We start from the raw sequence: 14,500 nt of genomic DNA, 5'->3' as shown, positions 1-14,500 counted from the left end.
GGCGGCGTGGACGACGGCACCGCGCGGAACCCGCATCTCGGGCAGCGGGTCCTGCGCTGGGGCCCGGCCACGGCACCGATCGTGGTGCTCGCCGCGCACGGCCGCGGGCAGGAGCCCGAGTTCATGCAGCGGCTCGCCGGGCGCTTCGGCCCGCTGCCGGCGCGGTTCGTCGCGCCGGCCGCAGCCGGGGACAGCTGGTACCCACAACCGTTCCGGCAGCCGCTGGCCGCGAACCAGCCGAACCTCGGCCACGCGCTCGACGCCCTCGACCGGCAGATCGACGAGCTGCTCGGCGCCGGCACTCCCGCGCGCGCACTGGTGCTGCTCGGGTTCTCCCAGGGCGCTTGCCTGCTGACCCACCTGCTGCTCACCCGGCCCCGGCCGCTCGGTGCCGCCCTGCTCTTCACCGGCGGGTTCATCGGCGCCGAGCCGATCCCCGCGCCCGCTCCCGCCGCCCTCGACGGCCTGCCGGTGCTGGTGCGCAGCATCCGGGACGACCCGTGGGTCCCGGCCCACCGGGTCCTCGACAGCGCGGATCTGTTCAAGGCTGCGGGAGCCCGGCTGGACCTGCACATCGCCCCCGGCGACGAACACGTCGTGACCGACGAGGCGTGCGTCGCCGGCGCGGACCTGATCCACCGTCTCGCCGCGGGCGACCTGCCGTGACGGCATGCCCAGCGGCGTCAGGTTTCCCGGCGGCCGGGAAGTTCACGTGCGCACTACGACGGGGAAGCCCGGGGAAATGAGGGCGGCCGTCTCGGTGGCCGCGGCGAGGATCTCGTCGTCGGTCAGGTCGAGCCCGTGTGAGCCCATGACCGCGAGGTTGACGCTCATCATCGCCATCCTGACCTTGAGGCGGTCCTTCGCCGACGCGCCCGGCTCGGCCAGCAGCGACGAGATCTTCTGCAGGCGGTCCAGCGCGCCGCCGTGGTCGGGCTTGAGGTCGCGCAGCGCGGCCTGGTTGGCGATGGCGAACCGGGCGAAGCTGAGGCCGTCGTCGAGGATGAGGCCGAACCAGCCGGCCGCGATCCTGGCCGAGCGCTCCGCCGAGTGCGGCTGACCTTCGGCCCATTCGATGAGCGCGTCGAGGGTGGCCAGCCGGTCTTCGAACAGGCTGCGGACGATCGCTTCCTTGCTTTCGAAGTGGTAGTACACCGCGGCCTTGGTGACGTCGAGCTGCTCGGCGATCTGCCGCAACGACGTGGCCTCGTAGCCGTGCACGGTGAACAGGTCCAGCGCGACGCGCCGGATCTCGGCGCGCCGGTCGTCCGCTGCCTTGCGTTGTCGCGCCATGGGCGTCGCTCTCCTGGTACTCGGCCGGTCCGCGAGTCCAGGATAACCCGTTGCCTACCTTCCGGCCGGTCAGTACTGTCACTACTGACCGGCCGGAAAGTAAGTTGATCATCTTCGTGAAGGACCAGCCCATGACGCCAGAGACCACCAGCGAGGCCGCTCCGCCCGACGAGGCGGCCGCCGACCGGACGCCCGCGCAGTTCACGCACCGGCAGATCATGGTGACGATGAGCGGCCTGGTCATCGCGATGCTCCTGGCGATGCTGGACAACATGATCGTCGCCCCGGCGCTGCCCACGATCGTCGGTGACCTCGGCGGCCTGAGCCACCTCGCCTGGGTGACGACCGGCTACATCCTCGCCTCGACGGCGTCCACCCCGATCTGGGGCAAGCTCGGCGACCTCTTCGGGCGGCGCATCGTCTTCATCTCGTCGGTCGTGGTGTTCCTCGCGGGCTCGGCGCTGGCCGGGATGTCGCAGAACATGGGCGAGCTGGTCGCCTTCCGCGCCGTGCAGGGCCTCGGCGCCGGCGGCCTGATGGTCGGCGTGCTGTCGATCATCGGCGAGATGATCCCGCCGCGGGAACGCAGCAAGTACATGGGCCTGATGATGGCCGTCATGCCGGTCGCGATGATCGGCGGCCCGCTGGCCGGCGGCTTCATCACCGACAACTTCTCGTGGCGCTGGGCCTTCTACGTCAACCTGCCGCTCGGCGCGGTCGCGCTGGTGGTCTGCTGGTTCACCCTGGCCAAGCTCCCCCGCGGCACCGGCAAGGCGCGGATCGACTGGCTCGGCGCCGGCCTGCTGACCGTCTGGATTACCGCGCTCGTGCTGATCACCAGCTGGGGCGGCACGCAGTACGACTGGGTGTCGCCGCAGATCCTCGGCCTCGCCGTGGTGACCGTCGCCGCGTTCATCGCCTTCGTGATCGTCCAGCGCCGCGTGGCCGAGCCGATCATGCCGCTGCGGGTGTTCGGCAACCTCAACTTCACCCTCTCCGGCGCGCTGGCGTTCATCTCCGGGTTCGCGATGTTCGGCGCGGTCACCTTCCTGCCCCAGTTCCAGCAGTTCGTGCAGGGCTCGTCGGCGACCAACAGCGGGCTGCTGCTGATGCCGATGATGATCGCGGCCATGGTCGTCTCCCTCGCCAGCGGCGCGATCATCAGCAAAACCGGGCGCTACAAGATCTTCCCGATCATCGGCGGCACCCTGATCGCCGCGTCGCTCGCGCTGTTTTCGACGCTGGACATCGACACGTCGAAGACGACGACCGCGATCTACATGGTCGTGCTCGGCGCCGGGATGGGCTGCCTGATGCAGACCTCCACGCTGATCGCGCAGAACAGCATCGAACTGCGTGACATCGGGGCGGGCACGGGCGCGGCGACCTTCCTGCGCAACATGGGCAGCTCACTCGGGGTGGCGCTGCTGGGCGCGATCTACACCAGTTCGCTGAGCAACTCCCTGACGGGCGGCGACAGCTTCTCCGCGAGCGGCAACCAGATGACCCCCGCCATCCTGCACAAGCTGCCCGAAGCCGCGCAGCACATGTTCAAGGTCGCCGTCACCGACAGCCTGGGCACGATGTTCGTCGTGGCCGCGGCAGTCGCGGCGGCCGGGATCGTCATCGCGTTCTTCGTCCGCCAGATCCCGCTGCGGGGCCGGGCCGCCCCCGCCGAGGCCGAACTCCTGGAGGTCTAGCACCCCTCGGTGGCGCGGCAGGAGAAACGCGGCTCACCGTGCGACGATCGGGGACGTGAGCCCACAGCAGTTTCGCGCCGTCATCGCCGCCGGTCCGCGCGACCACGCGGTCATCGCCGTGCCCTTCGATCCGGACAAGACGTGGGGCGCCAAGGCCGACCATCCCGTGGGCGGCACGATCGAGGGCAGGCGGGTCCGCGGGAGACTGTCGCCGGCCGGCAGCGGCTGGCTGTTGACCGTCACGCCGTCGTGGCTGCGCGACGCAGACGTCACGATCGGCACCGAGGTGACCGTCGAGCTGGCCCCGGAAGGCCCCCAACGCGAAGACCTGGCCGACGACATCGCCGCGGCACTGGCCGGCAACCCCGCCGCTGCCGCATTCTTCGACACGCTGGCGCAGTTCTACCGCAAGGCCTACCTCCGCTGGATCGAGGCGACCACCCGCCGTCCGGACCTCCGCGCGGCCCGGATCGCCGAGGTGGTCGACCTGCTCGCGGCGGGGACCAAACAGCGGCCACGGCCGTGACGGCAGCTCTTGGCCAGAGGTGGCGCACCTCCAGCGGAGATACTCTGCCCGGCTGATCGAAACCGGTTCGCGGACACGCCGCGTCTCCGTGTCAGCGGAGGTGTGCGAGGCGCCGTCGTTCGAGGACGAGCGCGATCGCGTAGGCGCCGCCGCCCGCGATGGCGAGTATCCAGAACAAGCCGGGCTTGCCGACGATGAGGGCAGTAGTGGAGATCAGGGCCAGCCAGCTGCCGAGCGTGTAGTGCACGAGGTTGCGGCGTGCGACGCCTTCGGCGATGTAGAGCAGGCCGACGACGAGGCCGGAGCCGGTCGGCCAGAGGACGGCCGGCAACTCGGCGGCTCCGGAGATGGCGGTGAGACCGGTGATGGCGAGGAAGAGAGCGGCGAAGCCGGTGATCCAGGACAGGCCGAGCAGTTTGCCGACCAGGGCGGTGCGCTGGTCCGCGCCGCGTTGGGCGCGGGTGGCGGCGAGGGTGGAGAAGACGGTGCCGGCGGCGAGGCCGGCGACGAGCAGGGCCGGGGGTAGCCAGCCGGGCAGTGCGAACAGCGGGTCGTCGCCCTGGGAGACGGCGGTCGCGCCGTGTCCCAGGAGGTAGGCGAGTCCGAAGCCGACGTAGGCGGCGCGGTTGTCGACGTCGCCGACGCGGGTGGTGGCGGGAGTGGCGGGGAGCGCGAGAGTGGTCATGGCGGTGCCTCCGGGCAGGGATGTCAACGGATGCTGGGATCAGATCTCGACGAGGTGGGCCAGTGGGACGGTCAGCCGCTGGGTGATGTCGGTGGGCCAGGCGTAAGAGCCGGCGACGATGCGCTGGTGCGCGAGGCCGTGCAGGCCCAGCCACAGGACGATCGTGTCGGTGGCCGGGTCCTTGCCGATGGCGTGGCCCGAGGCGACACATGCGGTGAGGCTGTCGGTGAGCACCCGCATCGCTTCCGTGCCCTGGGTGGTCCAGAGATCACCGAACATGACGCGGTAACGCTGGGGATGGTGCCGGGCGTACTCGAGGTAGGTCCGGCAGACGGCGTGCAGCCGCTGCCGGGGCTCCTCGACGGCCGCGGCGGTGGACCGGAGCCGGGCCGCCAGGTCGGCGAAACCGCACCGCGCGACGGCGAGCAGGATGGCCGGCTGGTCGGGGAAGTGGGCGTAGATGGAGGGTGGCGCGATCCCGATCCGGCGGGCCACGGCCCGCAGGGTCACGGCCCGTTCGCCGCCGCCGGCGTCGAGCAGTTCGCTCGCGGCGGCCAGGATCTGCTCGCGGAGCCGGCCGCCCTCCCCGCGGGGGTTGCGCGGCCGGTGCGGTGCGGTCATCGCCGGTGTCCTACGGGACGATGACGACTTTGCCGGCGACGGTGCGCGACTCGGCCAGCGCCAGCGCCGCACCGGCGTCGGCCAGGGGGTACTCCGCGGCGACCTGGGCGGTGAGGGTGCCGTCGGCGAGCAGCCGCAGCACCTGGGTGAGGTCCTCGCGCAGCCGGGCCCGGAAGGTGCTCAGGCGACGCTTGCCGGCCCAGAAGTTGTAGAAGCGCGCACCTTTACCGTTGGGCAGCAGGTTCCACAGAATGAGCCGCGCGAACGACTTCAGCACCGGCAGCTGGGAGTTGCCGTCCTCGTCCTTGGTGGCCGCGGTCCCGTAGGACACCAGCGTCCCGCCGCGGCGCAGCAGCTTCCAGGAGTCCTTGAGCCCGGCGCCGCCGACGTGGTCGAACACGGCGTGCACACCGTCCGGCGCGAGCTCCCGGATTCGCCGGTACATGTCCGGATCGCGGTAGTCGACCGGGATCGCGCCCAGCTCACGCACGGTGTCGTGGTGGCGGGGCGACGCCGTGCCGATCACCGTCATCCCGGCGTGGCGGGCCAGCTGCACGAGCGTCGACCCGACGCCGCCGTTGGCGCCGAGCACCACGATCGTCGCGCCGGCGGGCACCTTCGCGCTGCGGTACAGCATCTGCCAGGCCGTGATCCCGTTGACCACGACGGTTTCCGCCTCGGCCGCCGGCACGCCGTCCGGCACGGGCACCAGGTCCGCGGCGTCGAGCTGCAGGGAGCTGGCCCAGCCGCCGATCTTGGTGACCGCGGCGAACCGGCGCCCGACCAGCGCGGGGTCCACCTGCGGACCGACTGCGGTGACCGTGCCGACCACGTCGTAGCCGGGCACGAAGGGGAACGGCGGCTGGTCGTAGTACTTGCCGCGGCGCATCTGCTGCTCGGCGAACGACACGCCGGTCGCGTCCATCCGCAAGGTCACCCGGCCCGCGGCCGGCGCGGGGAGGTCGCGGGTGCGCATCCGCAGGCCGCTCGCCTCGACCTTGCCCGGCAGCACGATCTCGGTGGCCTGGGTGACAACGGTGCTGTTCATGGCTGACTCCGTATCCGCTCGCTTGTGCTTACGGTCGTAACGTTACGGCCGTAACCATCGGCAGCGCAAGAGCTAACACCTATAAGTTTTGCGGTGTAAGCTAACGTCATGACAGACGAGTCGACCGGGGCATCCACCCGCACGCGCAACCGCCGGGGCGAGGGCGGCCGCCTCCGCGAGGAGATCGTGGCCGCGGCGGTCGACCTGCTCGACGAGAGCGGGGACGAGAGCGCCATCACGCTGCGGTCCGTCGCACGCCGAGCCGGGATCGCCGCGCCGTCGATCTACCGCCACTTCCCCGACCAGCCGGCCATCATGCTGGCCGTGGTCCGGCGGGCGTTCGCCGAACTGGAAGCACAACTGCGTGCCGACCTGGACGCCGCGGGCGACGACCCCCGCGAGCGGCTGTTCGCCTGCTGCCACTCCTACCTGCGGTTCGCCCAGGAACACCCCGAGCGGTACCGGTCCATGTTCGGCGGCCTCTGGATGCCCGCCCTGCACGACACCTCCGTGACCGCGGACGACGTGGCCACCCTCGGCGACGCGTGCACCCGGCTGCTCACCGAGACACTGGACGACTGCGTCACCGCCGGCCAGGTCACCACCACCGACCCGCACGCCGATGCCGTCGCGCTGTGGCTGGGCCTGCACGGCCTCGCCCACCAGCGCGCGGTGACGGTCGCCTTCCCCTGGCCACCGGACATCGCCGACCGGATCATCACCGCACTGGCACACCTCGGCACCGAGTGAAAGTCCTCGCCGATGCGCGCGGGCGGCGGTGTCAAGCGCCGGCGAGGGCGGCGCCGAGCTCGGCGACCAGGTCGGCGGGCTCCTCGATCCCCACCGAAAGGCGAATCAGCACGTCGGTGATCCCGAGGACCTCGAGGTCCTCGGGAGCCAGCGAACGGTGCGTGGTCGTGGCGGGGTGGACGAGCGTCGTCGCGACGTCGGCGAGGCTGGGCGACAGCGGGATCGACGGCCCGAGGCGGCGGATGAGGTCGTCGACGGCCGGTCGGCCGCCGGCGAGCTCGAACGAGAGCATGCCGCCTGTTCCCTCCGGGTAGAGCCTCGCGGCGACTCCGGCGTGCGGGTGCCCGGGGCGGGCCGGGTGGTGCACGCGCGTGACCGCGGGATGCCCGGCCAGGAACCCGGCGACGGCCGTCGCGCCCCGAGTGTGCTCCCGCATCCGCAGCGGGAGGGTCTTCAGCCCGAGCAAGGCCATCCAGGCGTCGAACGGGCCCAGCGTCGCGCCGAGGTGCACCACGGACTGCCGGATCCGCCCGGCCAGGCCGGCGTCGCCGGCGACGATCCCGCCCATCGCGGCGGAGTGGCCGCCGAGGTACTTGGGGACGCTGTGCCACACCAGGTCGGCCCCGTGCTCGATCGGGCGGATCAGGGCGGGCGTGGCGAACGTCGAGTCGACGACGAGCTTGGCCCCGGCGGTGGCCGCGAGCGCGGCGAGGGCGGGCAGGTCGGGTACCCGCATCGTCGGGTTGGTCAGCGCCTCGACGAGCAGGAGCCCGGTCCGCGGGGTCAGGGCGCGTTCGACGGCACCGAGGTCGGCGGCGTCGACGAGGGTTGTGGTGATGCCGAGCCGGGGCAGGTCGGTCTCGAGCAGGCTGCGGGTGCCGCCGTAGGCGTTGCGGTCGGCGACGACGTGCCCGCCCGCCTCGACGAGGGCGAGCACGATCCCGGTGAGCGCGGCCATTCCGGACGCCGCGGAGACCGCGGCCTCCGCGCCTTCGAGGTCCGCGACGGCCTCTTCGAGCACCTGGCCGTTGTAGTGCCCGAAGCGGTAGTAGACCTGCCCGCGCTCCTCGTCGTCGAGGACGCGGTGCAACGACGCGAGGTCCGGGTAGGCGTGCACGGTGCTCTGGTGGAGCGCGGGTACCAGCGGGAGGGCCGCGCCGGGCGGGCTGTGGGTGCCCGCCCGCGCGGCCCGGGTCGTCGGGTGTGAGCTGGTCATCGGCACCGTCCACTCAGGTCTCGGGGAAACGTCTCAGTTGAAGCGGGAGTACGCGGGTGCGGACCACCCGCCGGGGAACGCGTGCTCGGTCCAGATCGCCTCGGTGACGCGGAAGACCGTCTCCTGTCCGGTGGCCGGTCCCGGCGCCGCACCGTCCGCGGCCCGGCGCACCTCGGCCGTGCCGGTCAGCTGCAGGGTCGCTCCCGACTCCCAGTCCGGGAAGAGCAAGCCCGCCAACGGGTTCACCCGGAGGTTGCCCGCGGTCATCATCATCGCGTTGCCCACGTAGTCCGGCCAGCGCACCTCGGCCGGCGAGACGACCTCGGCGAAACCGGGGTTGCCGCCCTTGTGGGAGACGTCCACCCCGCCCGTGACGGCCGTCGCGACGAAGAACGTGTCGGCGCTCGACACCAGAGCCGACTCCCGGTCGCCCAGCACCGCACTCCGCGTCGCCGCAGGGCGAAGCTCCCCCGGCGCGTCGTCCGGCATGACGCGCGCCTGGATGTACTTGGGGCAGTTGCCGAACGCCTGGTGCACGTCGACTTCGCCACCCCCGTCGACCGGCCGCCACCGGCCGTTGATCCGCAGCCGCTTGCGCGCCACCAGGTCGATGGCCAAGGTGCCGACGTCGGCCTCGTCCCGCAGGACGTCGGCCAGTGGATCCGTCGACACCACGCCGGCGGCCGCCCGCAGGGTGTGCGGGCCGGCCGCCGACAGGAACCCTTCCGGGCCCAGCAGGCTGGTCGCCCACGGGCGCCCGTCGTGATCGCGGGCACCCAGCACCAGCATCCGCCGGCGGGTCAGGAATTCGAACGCCCCCCGCGGGATGGCGTCCGAGATGATCGGCCGGACCCTCTCCGCCGGCTCGGACGTTCCGGCCACCCGTTGCGCTTCGAGCTCGCCGGGGTGGAAGGCGAGCCGGTCGATGAGGTCGGCCACGGCGTCAGAAGGTCAGGACGTGGTAGCCGGACTGCACCAGTTCGCGGATGCTCGCGACCCCGGGGGTGCCGGGTGCCTGGTTCTGGCTGATCTGCTTGATCTCCTCGCCCTCGACGCCTTCGGTCGCGCCGAAGACGGTCGCGCAGCCGCCGGACGCCACCGTGGCGACCTGCTTCTTCACCGCGGTGTACAGCTCGTGCGCGGGGTGGGCCGGGTCCGCCAGCACGGCCGGCCAGCGGGTGCCGGCCCCCTGGAACAGCACCAGGGCCTCGCCGCCCTGCGCGAACTCCCACGCCGAGGCGAGGGCGTTGAACACCCGGCCCAGGGCCTCCTCGGTGCCGGTCGACGGGTCGGACAGCACCACGACTGCGGTCTTGCTGCTCATGAACAGGTCTCCTCAAGACGGGAATTGATCGACCAGCCGATCTTTACCGATCGTTCGGTAAAAATCAAGTGACCCTCCTCACCTGGCAAAACCAGTTTTTTACCGTACGTTCGGTAATATGATCTCGAAGTACTCCGTCACCGTCGCCGGCCGGGAAACCGTCGCAGCCGGCGTCGTGGCCCTGACCCTCGCGACCGCCGACGGAAGCGAGCTACCGCGGTGGCGCCCGGGCGCGCACATCGACGTCACGCTCCCGACGGGGCCGACCCGCCAGTACTCGCTGTGCGGCGATCCGGCGGACAGGTCCAGCTGGCGCATCGCGGTGCTGCTCGAGCAACCTTCCCGAGGCGGTTCCGCGTGGATCCACGACCACGCCACCGTGGGGACCCCACTCACCGTCAGCGCGCCGAGGAACCTCTTCGAACTGGAGCCGGCGAAGAGCTACGTGTTCGTGGCGGGCGGCGTCGGCATCACGCCACTCCTGCCCATGATCACCGACGCCGAGCGGACGGGAACTCCGTGGGCACTCTGGTACGGCGGCCGGAGCAGGTCGTCCATGGCCTTCGCCGACGACCTCGTCCCGTTCGGGGACCGCGTCCACCTCATGGCCGGCGAGCGCATCCCGCTCTCCGAGGCGCTGGGGACACCCGGCGACGGCGTCGCGGTGTACTGCTGCGGTCCCGAGTCGATGATCTCAGCGGTGGAAGCAGCATGCGACGCCTGGCAACCCGGCACGCTGCACGTGGAGCGCTTCGTCTCCGACGGCGCGCCGGTCACCGGGAGCACGGGCTTCGACGTCCACTGTGCACAGTCGGGAGTGGACGTCCGGGTCGAGGAGGGCACGTCGGTGCTCGACGCCCTGCTGGCCGCGGGAGTCGAGGCGGACTACTCGTGCACGCAGGGCTTCTGCGGCACCTGCGAGACGCCGGTGCTCGAGGGCGTCCCGGACCACCGGGACGAGTACCTCGACCACTCAGGGACGCCGGACACGATGATGATCTGCGTCTCGCGTTCCCGGTGCCCGAAGCTCGTGCTGGACATCTAACCCTTCTGCGGGAGCAAGAGGCTCGGCATGAGGGCGACGGCCTCGGCGAACGCGTCGGTGTCCCCCAGTACCCGCGCCAGCACGAGCGCTCCCTCGACGCGCAGAAAGACATCCCTGGCAGCACGCTGGGCGTCTTCGGGCCGCCGTCCCGCTCGTCGCGAGGCGTCGGCCATCGCGTCGACCCACGCCTTCCCGAGCGCGCGCGCGTGGTCGCGGAGCTTGGCCGGCGTCCCGGCGAGCGTCATGGTGTCCAGAACGCACGACAGCGTCCCGGCGCCGTAGAAGTCCCCGAGCCGGCGCGCGGTCTCGCCGATCCCCCTGGCGATGTCGGAGTCCTCGCCCATCGGCGCCAGGATCCACTGGAACCGCTCTCCGACCTTGGTCAGGACGGCGTCCGCGATCTCTTCCTTCCCGGCGGGAAACCGGTGGTAGAGACTCGCCCGCTGGAGCCCGGAAGCCGCCGAGAGATCGGCGATCGCGGTGCCGTCGAAGCCTTTCTCCCGGAACACGGCCACCAGGAGATCGAGCAGGTGGGCCTCATCGATGGAGGGTGGGCGGGCCATGCCACAACATTACCGAACTTTCGGTAAAAATGAGAACCGGAACACGCCTCGGCTCGGCCGGGTTCCGACAATGACATCGATGTGGAGGCAGTGGCTTCCGGGAGTGGTGATGAGGATCAAAGAGCTGTCCGAGCGGACCGGCGTATCGGCTCGGCTGCTGCGCTACTACGAGGCGCAGGGGCTCCTCCAGCCCAGGCGCCAGGAGAACGGTTATCGCGACTACGACGAGCCCCTGGTCGAGCAGGTCGAGCAGATTCGCAGCCTGCTGGGCGCGGGCCTGACGACCGAGATCATCCGGGCCGTGCTGCCCTGCCTGGCCGAAGCGGCGAGCTCCCGGTACCCCGCCCCGGACTTCGTGAGCCGGGTCCGGCAAGAGCGCAGCCGCGTAGCCGAGCGCCTCGAACACCTCACGAGGAACCTGCAGGCGATGGACGACTACCTGGACGCACTCGTCCAGGAGTGAAGCCGGCGATGGGTGAGAGACGCACGTCTCCCGAACCGGCCTTGCCTTGTCACCGATGTCAATGTTCGACGCTTGTCGAAGTACCGCATCAGCGGCACTTCGACTGACGAAGGACCACTCATGACCACGACCCGGGAACGGACCGAACCGGTCCGGACGGCGGCACGGCTGCCGATTCCCGCTCTCCTCGCCCTGTTCACCGCGGGGTTCATCACCACGCTGACGGAGGCGCTGCCGGCGGGTGTGCTCCCGCAGATGAGCCACGCACTGGGGGTGTCCGAATCCGCGACCGGCCAGACGGTGACCATCTACGCGGTCGCCACCTTCCTGACCGCGATCCCGGTCGCGGTCGCCACCAGCTCCTGGCCCCGCCGCCACCTGCTGGTGGTCGCGCTCGGCGGGTTCCTCGTCGCCAACCTCGTCACCGCCGTCTCCCTCGACTACACCGTCACGATGGCGGCGCGGTTCATCGCGGGCGCGGCGTCCGGGGTCACGTGGAGCATCCTCGGCGGGTACGCACAACGCCTCGTGGGCGCCGAGCTGAAAGGCCGCGCGATGGCCTTCGCCTTCGCCGGCACCCCGGTCGCCCTGTCGCTGGGCGTCCCCGTCGGGACGTTCCTCGGACAGGCTGTCGGCTGGCAGCTGATCTTCGGGCTCGTGACGATCCTGTCGGGCCTGCTGATCCTGTGGACGATGGGGAAGCTGCCCAACTTCTCCGGCCAGAAGTCCGCGGAGCGGATGCCGCTGCGTCAGCTCCTCCGGCTGAAGGGGCTGCGGACCATCCTGGCCGTCACCGGCCTCTACGTGCTCGCCCACACCATCCTCTACACCTACATCGCGCCGGTCCTCGCGGGCGTCGGTCTCGAGCACCAGGTCCAGTGGATCCTCCTCGACTTCGGCATCGCCTCCATCCTCAGCATCTGGCTCACGGGCGCGTTGGTCGACCGGCACCACCGCCGGCTCGTCGTCCTCAGCACGGTCTTCTTCGCCGTCGCGGCGTCGGCGCTGTCACTGGGCTCCGCCAGCCCGGTGGTGGACTACCTCGCCGTCGCCGCGTGGGGGCTCGCCTTCGGCGGTGCGGCCACGCTGTTCCAGTCGGCGCTGATGGCCGCGGCGGGCGAGCACGCCGACGCGGCGCAGCCGATGATGGTGACGATGTGGAACGTGGGCATCGGGCTCGGCGGACTGATCGGCGGCGTGCTGCTCGCCGGCGTCGGCAGCGAGTCGCTCATGATCGCCGTGGTCGCGCTCGTCGTGGCCACCGTGCTCATCGTGACCTTCGCCCGCAACCACGCCTTCCCGAGGAGGACTCGATGACGAACGCGGACATCAACTTCTACTTCGACCCTATCTGCCCGTTCGCCTGGATGACGAGCAAGTGGGTCCGGATCGTCCAGGCGCAACGGGACTACACCGTCGACTGGCGGTTCATCTCCCTGCGCCTGATCAACGCGCACCTCGACTACGACACCCACTTTCCCGAGGAGTACGAGGCCCAGCACACCGCGGGCCTGCGGCTGCTGCGGGTGGCGTCGGCGGTGCGGGAGAAGCACGGCCGCGAAGCGATCGGCCCGCTCTACGAGGCGTTCGGCGCGCGCATCCTCGAAACCGGCCCCGACGAGGGCAAACCCTTCGGCTGGCAAGGCACCCCCGAACTCGCCGCCGGCGCGCTCACCGCCGCCGGCCTGCCGGCCTCGTTCACCGAGTTCCTCGACGACACGAGCCGCGACGCCGAGATCCAGGCCGAGTCCGACGAGGCGCTGTCGCTGACGGGCAAGGACGTCGGCACCCCGATCATCCACTTCGAACCACCGCACGGCGTCGCCTTCTTCGGCCCGGTGATCAGCAGGCTGCCCGGCGAGGACCAAGCCGGGGAGCTCTGGGACCACGTCGTCGGGCTCGCCCGGTTCCCGGGCTTCGCCGAGCTCAAGCGCAGCCTGCGCGAACGCCCGCAGCTGCCGTCGTTCGGCGTCACGACGGAGGAGACCGGCAAGACCGAAGACTGGCACGCGGGCAGCCGCAGGCTCAAGAAGTGACGACGTCGTCCACCGCCGCCCGGCGCGCCGGTTCGGGAGCCGACCGGCGGGCTTGACCCTTCGGACCGGGCGGCCGCGGCGCTCACCCCGCCAGGTCCACCCGCCGCCCGGTCCGCGACGACTCCAGACCCGCCTCGGCCAGGCGGATTCCCCGCGCCCCCGCGAGGAAATCGTACGGGTGCGGTTCGTCCGCGACGACGTGGCGGACGAACTGCTCCCACTGCGCCTTGAAACCGTTGCCGAAGCCGGCGTTGTCCGGGACCTCCTGCCACTGCGCGCGGTAGTCCCGCGTCTCCGGCAGGTCCGGGTCCCACACCGGCTTCGGCGTCACCTCGCGCGGCTGGACGACGCACTTGTGCAGACCGGCCACCGCACTCCCCCGCGTCCCGTCCACCTGGAACTCGACCAGCTCGTCGCGGTGGACGCGGACGCACCACGACGAGTTCAGCTGCGCCACGACCCCGCCGTCCAGCTCGAAGATCGCGTACGCCGCATCGTCGGCCGTTGCGTCGTAACGATTTCCGGTCTCGTCCACCCGGGACGGGATGTGGGTCACGGCGCGGGCAGTCACCGAGCGGACCGCGCCGAACAGGTTCTCCAGCACGTAGTTCCAGTGGCAGAACATGTCCACGACGATGCCGCCGCCGTCTTCGGCCCGGTAGTTCCAGCTCGGCCGTTGCGCGCTCTGCCAGTCGCCTTCGAACACCCAGTAGCCGAACTCCCCGCGCACGGACAGGATCCGGCCGAAGAACCCGCTCTCCACCAGCCGCGCGAGCTTGCGCAGGCCGGGCAGGTACAGCTTGTCGTGCACGACGCCGTTCTTCACGCCCGCCGCGGCCGCCTGCCGTGCGAGCGTCAGGGCACCTTCGACGGACTCGGCGAGGGGTTTCTCGGTGTAGATGTGCTTGCCCGCGTCGATCGCCCGCGCGATCGACTTCTCCCGGACGGACGTGAGCTGCGCGTCGAAGTACACCGGGAAGCCGGCGTCGCCGAGCGCGGTGTCCAGGTCGGTCGTCCAGCGGGTCAGGCCGTGCCGGTTGGCGATCTCGGCCAGCTTGTCGTCGCTGCGGCCTACGAGCAGTGGTTCGAGCTGCACGCGGGAGCCGTCGGGGAGCAGGACACCGCCCTGCTCGCGGATCGCCAGGACCGAGCGCACCAGGTGCTGGCGGTAGCCCATCCGGCCGGTGACGCCGTTCAGCACGACGCCCAAAGTCTGATTCGTCATCTCCA

17 protein-coding genes are annotated in these 14,500 nt (G+C 71.1%); 8 read left to right on the top strand and 9 right to left on the bottom strand.

Annotated features, from left to right (window positions below; genetic code table 11):
- Window positions 1–6: 6 nt before the first annotated feature.
- Window positions 7–666 carry a phospholipase gene (locus AB0C38_RS08330; RefSeq protein WP_360668559.1) on the top strand — a complete coding sequence of 220 codons (660 nt, stop codon included), beginning with the start codon at window positions 7–9 and terminating at the stop codon, window positions 664–666.
- A 42-nt stretch (window positions 667–708) separates the two neighbouring features.
- Here AB0C38_RS08330 and AB0C38_RS08325 read toward each other — a convergent pair whose 3' ends face one another.
- Entirely contained in the window at window positions 709–1,293 is a 585-nt protein-coding gene (locus AB0C38_RS08325; protein ID WP_360668556.1) for a helix-turn-helix domain-containing protein, read from the bottom strand.
- Window positions 1,294–1,424: 131 nt separating this feature from the next.
- On the opposite strand from AB0C38_RS08325, the gene AB0C38_RS08320 reads away from it, so the two are divergent.
- Both AB0C38_RS08320 and AB0C38_RS08315 read left to right on the top strand, forming a co-directional pair.
- The gene (locus tag AB0C38_RS08320; protein WP_360668553.1) at window positions 1,425–2,993 is read left to right on the top strand and encodes an MDR family MFS transporter; all 1,569 of its coding nucleotides are present in this window, start codon (window positions 1,425–1,427) and stop codon (window positions 2,991–2,993) included.
- Window positions 2,994–3,048: 55 nt separating this feature from the next.
- Entirely contained in the window at window positions 3,049–3,519 is a 471-nt protein-coding gene (locus AB0C38_RS08315; RefSeq protein ID WP_360668550.1) for a YdeI/OmpD-associated family protein, read from the top strand.
- Window positions 3,520–3,610: 91 nt separating this feature from the next.
- On the opposite strand, the gene AB0C38_RS08310 is transcribed toward AB0C38_RS08315, so the two are convergent.
- Genes AB0C38_RS08310 through AB0C38_RS08300 form a run of 3 tightly spaced genes read right to left on the bottom strand, consistent with a single transcriptional unit; the run spans window position 3,611 to window position 5,873 of the window.
- Entirely contained in the window at window positions 3,611–4,204 is a 594-nt protein-coding gene (locus tag AB0C38_RS08310) for an ABC transporter permease (protein ID WP_360668547.1), read from the bottom strand.
- A gap of 39 nt (window positions 4,205–4,243) precedes the next feature.
- Window positions 4,244–4,825, bottom strand: coding sequence for a TetR/AcrR family transcriptional regulator (locus tag AB0C38_RS08305; RefSeq protein ID WP_360668544.1), 582 nt, complete (start codon window positions 4,823–4,825; stop codon window positions 4,244–4,246).
- A gap of 10 nt (window positions 4,826–4,835) precedes the next feature.
- Window positions 4,836–5,873, bottom strand: coding sequence for a medium chain dehydrogenase/reductase family protein (locus AB0C38_RS08300; RefSeq protein ID WP_360668542.1), 1,038 nt, complete (start codon window positions 5,871–5,873; stop codon window positions 4,836–4,838).
- A 108-nt stretch (window positions 5,874–5,981) separates the two neighbouring features.
- On the opposite strand from AB0C38_RS08300, the gene AB0C38_RS08295 reads away from it, so the two are divergent.
- A complete protein-coding gene (locus tag AB0C38_RS08295) occupies window positions 5,982–6,623 on the top strand; it encodes a TetR/AcrR family transcriptional regulator (protein WP_360668539.1) in 642 nt (213 codons plus the stop codon).
- 31 nt (window positions 6,624–6,654) lie between these two features.
- Here the strand turns inward: AB0C38_RS08295 and AB0C38_RS08290 are convergent, their stop codons facing one another.
- The 3 genes from AB0C38_RS08290 to AB0C38_RS08280 are packed head-to-tail and all read right to left on the bottom strand — an operon-like array spanning window position 6,655 to window position 9,163.
- The gene (locus AB0C38_RS08290) at window positions 6,655–7,839 is read right to left on the bottom strand and encodes an aminotransferase class I/II-fold pyridoxal phosphate-dependent enzyme (RefSeq protein WP_360668537.1); all 1,185 of its coding nucleotides are present in this window, start codon (window positions 7,837–7,839) and stop codon (window positions 6,655–6,657) included.
- A gap of 33 nt (window positions 7,840–7,872) precedes the next feature.
- The gene (locus AB0C38_RS08285) at window positions 7,873–8,778 is read right to left on the bottom strand and encodes a pyridoxamine 5'-phosphate oxidase family protein (RefSeq protein ID WP_360668534.1); all 906 of its coding nucleotides are present in this window, start codon (window positions 8,776–8,778) and stop codon (window positions 7,873–7,875) included.
- 4 nt (window positions 8,779–8,782) lie between these two features.
- On the bottom strand, window positions 8,783–9,163 hold the full coding sequence (locus AB0C38_RS08280; RefSeq protein WP_360668531.1) for a DsrE family protein: 381 nt from the start codon (window positions 9,161–9,163) through the stop codon (window positions 8,783–8,785).
- A gap of 118 nt (window positions 9,164–9,281) precedes the next feature.
- Here AB0C38_RS08280 and AB0C38_RS08275 point away from each other — a divergent pair, with 118 nt between their 5' ends.
- The gene (locus AB0C38_RS08275) at window positions 9,282–10,208 is read left to right on the top strand and encodes a PDR/VanB family oxidoreductase (RefSeq protein ID WP_360668529.1); all 927 of its coding nucleotides are present in this window, start codon (window positions 9,282–9,284) and stop codon (window positions 10,206–10,208) included.
- Here the strand turns inward: AB0C38_RS08275 and AB0C38_RS08270 are convergent.
- On the bottom strand, window positions 10,205–10,771 hold the full coding sequence (locus tag AB0C38_RS08270; protein WP_360668526.1) for a helix-turn-helix domain-containing protein: 567 nt from the start codon (window positions 10,769–10,771) through the stop codon (window positions 10,205–10,207). The two genes, AB0C38_RS08275 and AB0C38_RS08270, sit on opposite strands and share 4 nt — an antisense overlap.
- A 109-nt stretch (window positions 10,772–10,880) precedes the next feature.
- Here AB0C38_RS08270 and AB0C38_RS08265 point away from each other — a divergent pair, with 109 nt between their 5' ends.
- From AB0C38_RS08265 to AB0C38_RS08255, 3 genes are all read left to right on the top strand, one after another.
- Window positions 10,881–11,234, top strand: coding sequence for a MerR family transcriptional regulator (locus AB0C38_RS08265; RefSeq protein ID WP_360668523.1), 354 nt, complete (start codon window positions 10,881–10,883; stop codon window positions 11,232–11,234).
- Between the two features lie 120 nt (window positions 11,235–11,354).
- The gene (locus AB0C38_RS08260) at window positions 11,355–12,551 is read left to right on the top strand and encodes an MFS transporter (protein ID WP_360668520.1); all 1,197 of its coding nucleotides are present in this window, start codon (window positions 11,355–11,357) and stop codon (window positions 12,549–12,551) included.
- Complete coding sequence (locus AB0C38_RS08255; RefSeq protein WP_360668517.1) at window positions 12,548–13,270, top strand: hypothetical protein; 723 nt, start codon at window positions 12,548–12,550, stop codon at window positions 13,268–13,270. Before AB0C38_RS08260 ends, AB0C38_RS08255 begins: the two co-directional genes overlap by 4 nt.
- A gap of 82 nt (window positions 13,271–13,352) precedes the next feature.
- Here the strand turns inward: AB0C38_RS08255 and AB0C38_RS08250 are convergent, their stop codons facing one another.
- Window positions 13,353–14,495, bottom strand: coding sequence for a Gfo/Idh/MocA family oxidoreductase (locus AB0C38_RS08250; protein WP_360668514.1), 1,143 nt, complete (start codon window positions 14,493–14,495; stop codon window positions 13,353–13,355).
- Window positions 14,496–14,500 lie beyond the last annotated feature (5 nt).

Origin of the sequence: Amycolatopsis sp. NPDC048633 (genome assembly GCF_040650695.1) — a bacterium.
Taxonomy (GTDB): Bacteria; Actinomycetota; Actinomycetes; order Mycobacteriales; family Pseudonocardiaceae; genus Amycolatopsis.
Note: the sequence above shows the minus strand (reverse complement) of the source record. Positions and strands in the feature narration are given on the sequence as shown.

Bases quoted from the DNA above. Each gene is read 5' to 3' on its own strand.
- AB0C38_RS08325 (WP_360668556.1), bottom strand. From the start codon at position 1,293: ATGGCGCGACAACGCAAGGCAGCGGACGACCGGCGCGCCGAGATCCGG.
- AB0C38_RS08320 (WP_360668553.1), top strand. From the start codon at position 1,425: ATGACGCCAGAGACCACCAGCGAGGCCGCTCCGCCCGACGAGGCGGCC.
- AB0C38_RS08310 (WP_360668547.1), bottom strand. From the start codon at position 4,204: ATGACCACTCTCGCGCTCCCCGCCACTCCCGCCACCACCCGCGTCGGC.
- AB0C38_RS08305 (WP_360668544.1), bottom strand. From the start codon at position 4,825: ATGACCGCACCGCACCGGCCGCGCAACCCCCGCGGGGAGGGCGGCCGG.
- AB0C38_RS08300 (WP_360668542.1), bottom strand. From the start codon at position 5,873: ATGAACAGCACCGTTGTCACCCAGGCCACCGAGATCGTGCTGCCGGGC.
- AB0C38_RS08295 (WP_360668539.1), top strand. From the start codon at position 5,982: ATGACAGACGAGTCGACCGGGGCATCCACCCGCACGCGCAACCGCCGG.
- AB0C38_RS08290 (WP_360668537.1), bottom strand. From the start codon at position 7,839: ATGACCAGCTCACACCCGACGACCCGGGCCGCGCGGGCGGGCACCCAC.
- AB0C38_RS08280 (WP_360668531.1), bottom strand. From the start codon at position 9,163: ATGAGCAGCAAGACCGCAGTCGTGGTGCTGTCCGACCCGTCGACCGGC.
- AB0C38_RS08275 (WP_360668529.1), top strand. From the start codon at position 9,282: ATGATCTCGAAGTACTCCGTCACCGTCGCCGGCCGGGAAACCGTCGCA.
- AB0C38_RS08270 (WP_360668526.1), bottom strand. From the start codon at position 10,771: ATGGCCCGCCCACCCTCCATCGATGAGGCCCACCTGCTCGATCTCCTG.
- AB0C38_RS08265 (WP_360668523.1), top strand. From the start codon at position 10,881: ATGAGGATCAAAGAGCTGTCCGAGCGGACCGGCGTATCGGCTCGGCTG.
- AB0C38_RS08260 (WP_360668520.1), top strand. From the start codon at position 11,355: ATGACCACGACCCGGGAACGGACCGAACCGGTCCGGACGGCGGCACGG.
- AB0C38_RS08255 (WP_360668517.1), top strand. From the start codon at position 12,548: ATGACGAACGCGGACATCAACTTCTACTTCGACCCTATCTGCCCGTTC.
- AB0C38_RS08250 (WP_360668514.1), bottom strand. From the start codon at position 14,495: ATGACGAATCAGACTTTGGGCGTCGTGCTGAACGGCGTCACCGGCCGG.